The following is a 2,803-nucleotide window of genomic DNA, read 5'->3' on the forward strand; positions in this document are numbered from 1 at the left end:
CAGTGTAACGGTATCCTCATCATACTTCTCCTGATCTTCTACCTGTATCAGCACTGCGCTGTCATTCGCAACGATCTGGTCATACTTGCCAAAATAGAGATCGCTGTGCAATATGCGCTGTACGCTGGAATCGGCCAGGGGTTTGTTATTTACTTTTTTCAGGGTGATGGAATCCCGGTACAGGAACTCGCGCAGCATAACTTTGGTGTGTACCCATATTTCATCATCCGCATACAAACCCTGCATCCAGATGCCAAACTGGTCGATCCACATACGGTTCACGGAGATCCTGTTATCCTTAAAGTCCAGCGTGCCGTTCAGGTACCATAACCAGATGCCCAGCTTAAAAGGCGCTTCCTGCAAGGGATATTTACCTTTGCCAATACCCAGCTGCTGCTCATTTTTGCGGGCTAACAGCAACTCATACACGCCGGTGAAGCGCCCATATTGCAATTTTATTTTTGCGGGGTATAATACGCCCTGCTCCGGCACGCCTATCTGCAGCTGCATGGTAATGGGGGAAGCGGCAGCATACTGCTTCACAGAACACTGCCAGGTACCGGTCCACTTATCGTTACTGGTTTGTGAAAATGCAGCAAGGGTAATGCTGGTAAGGAATACGAACAACAGGCAAAATCTGGGATGCATAGGGAAAGATAGAAAATATTAATTAAATTCAGGCTTACCATGAGCGATTTCCAGCTGATACAACAAGCCATCTATAAACTACAGCCACTGGACGCTGCGGAGTGGGACGACTTTTCCCAAAAGCTGCTGCTTAAAAAGTATAGTAAAGGAGATTTCCTTATCCGTGAAGGGCAGGTGGAGAATTATATTTACTTTCTGAATAAAGGCGCTACCCGTCATTACTTTATCAAGGACGGCAAAGAGTTCACTGTTGATTTTCAATTCCAGGGCGATTTTGTGACCGCCTATTACTCACTGATCACCCGCGAGCCCAGCGCTGTTTTTATTGAGCTGCTGGAAGAGGCCGAAGTGGTAGCCATTCCTGTAAAGGTCCTGAATGAATTTTATGGCAGGTACCATCATGGAGAAAGGATAGGCAGGCTGATGGCGGAATACCAGTACATAAAACGCCTGCGCAAAGAAATGGACCTGCTTTCCTATACTGCGGAGGAACGTTATACGGCGCTTATGCAACGCAACCCGGCCATGATACAGCAAATTTCCGTAAAACACCTGTCGTCCTACCTGGGCATTCACCCGGAAAGCTTAAGCCGTATCCGCAAGCAGCATACCCGAAACTAACATACATCATTTTTAAGCTTCCCGGCATAGCTGAATTTTGTGTTGCATTTAAGCAAACGATCATGAAACCTTTAATTGTATTACTAGGCGTTTTTACCCTTACATCCCTCATTGCCCGGTTTAGCACCGGCAGCTGGCACCTGCCCTTTGGCGGTAACCTGGCTATGTGCCTCATGCTATTCCTTACCGCAATAGGGCATTTTAAATTTGCGCAGGGCATGGCGCTGATGCTGCCGCCCTTTGTACCTTACAGAACCAGCCTGGTATTCATAACCGGTGTGCTGGAAATAATCCTGGGGCTGGCGCTCCTCTCCCCTGCGCTGCGGCCTTATGCAGGATATGTGCTGATCGTATTTTTCATCCTCATACTGCCATCTAATATCTACGCGGCCATCAAACACCTTAACATGGAAAAGGCAACCTATGATGGTCCCGGGCTTAGTTACCTGTGGTTCAGGATCCCGCTGCAGGCTTTCTTTATCGGGTGGATATATTATTTCTCCATTTACCTGCAATCAAAAGCCGCTGCTGTTTAATGCGGCATTACTTTCCCTTATTCAATTGCTCCAGCTTCCTGCGGGTACCAGGGGTTTCCTTAATAGCAAGGGACCGCTGGTAACAGACTTTTGCATCCCCATGCTCACCTTTTGCTTCGCAAAGGTCGCCCATAGAATCATAGGCATTAAAACTTTTCGGATAGTTATCAATGTTCTGCATCAAATAGAAAAAAGCGCGGTCAAACTGTTTTGATTGCATCAGGTTGTAGCCTATTACGTTCATCAGCTCTTCAGGTGGCGATACTTTATAGCCCATGATGCTGCTTATTTCTCTATAGTGTTGTATGATCGCACTATCTCCTTTATAATTGGGTTGCATTAATTCCCGGAAAGGGAGGTTATAATTATAAAAGCTAAAGATGGCCCGCAGCCCGTCATATTCCGCCACCGGCGGTATGGTGCCGTGATATACTCAGCATAATACTTCCAGCTGAAGCGCAATCCATTTTTCGGGTTGGCTTCCAAAGCATGCTCCAGCTCCATAATGGAACGGGTATGCAACTTTATAAAGCCGAGCATCGTTGTATCCGTTGTTGGCGCCATTCCATTATCTATATTATTGGCCACTGCCAGGTACAGGGATCTGCCGGCAAAACTGTTTTTCCCAAGCGTTGACTGCGCCTGTTTTACCAGCTTCTGATCATCCCACATTACACTGGGATCAATAGCAACGTAAGCGTTGAATGCGCTGGTGTGATTAAGCAGGGCATGAATGGTCATCAACCCTCCCAGCGAATGGCCCATTAATAAGCGGTAGGGAGCCGTTGGATACAATGAATCGATGTGTGGTATCAGCTCCTTTTCCAGGAAGGAAATAAATTTATCTCCACCTCCGGAACGTGCAACAGACTCACTATCCATCATTGCAGCAGCCGTTACATGGGTAGGCGTAAGATCGCGGTTACGGTCTGTATTCAGTATTCCCACCACTATTACAGGAGGCAACATAATGTTGGGGCCTCCCTGGCTTAGCCGCT

At 47.2% G+C, this 2,803-nt stretch carries 5 protein-coding genes; 2 read left to right on the forward strand and 3 right to left on the reverse strand.

Going from position 1 to position 2,803, the window contains the following annotated elements; translation table 11 throughout:
* Positions 1-648 (reverse strand): hypothetical protein (locus VIM87_RS14960; RefSeq protein WP_331997768.1); only part of this gene is annotated, 648 nt, incomplete at its 3' end.
* Positions 649-687: 39 nt separating this feature from the next.
* Here VIM87_RS14960 and VIM87_RS14965 point away from each other — a divergent pair.
* Positions 688-1,269, forward strand: a complete 582-nt coding sequence (locus VIM87_RS14965; RefSeq protein WP_331997769.1) for a Crp/Fnr family transcriptional regulator — start codon at positions 688-690, stop codon at positions 1,267-1,269.
* 62 nt (positions 1,270-1,331) lie between these two features.
* Entirely contained in the window at positions 1,332-1,805 is a 474-nt protein-coding gene (locus VIM87_RS14970; RefSeq protein ID WP_331997770.1) for a hypothetical protein, read from the forward strand.
* A gap of 7 nt (positions 1,806-1,812) precedes the next feature.
* On the opposite strand, the gene VIM87_RS14975 is transcribed toward VIM87_RS14970, so the two are convergent.
* Positions 1,813-2,082: a hypothetical protein gene (locus VIM87_RS14975; RefSeq protein WP_331997771.1), complete on the reverse strand. Its 270-nt coding sequence runs from the start codon at positions 2,080-2,082 to the stop codon at positions 1,813-1,815.
* A 62-nt stretch (positions 2,083-2,144) separates the two neighbouring features.
* A partial coding sequence (locus tag VIM87_RS14980) for an alpha/beta hydrolase (RefSeq protein ID WP_331997772.1) occupies positions 2,145-2,803 on the reverse strand: 659 nt, incomplete at its 5' end.

The sequence above is a fragment of the Chitinophaga sp. genome (assembly GCF_036569125.1).
In the GTDB taxonomy this organism is placed as follows: Bacteria; Bacteroidota; Bacteroidia; order Chitinophagales; family Chitinophagaceae; genus Chitinophaga.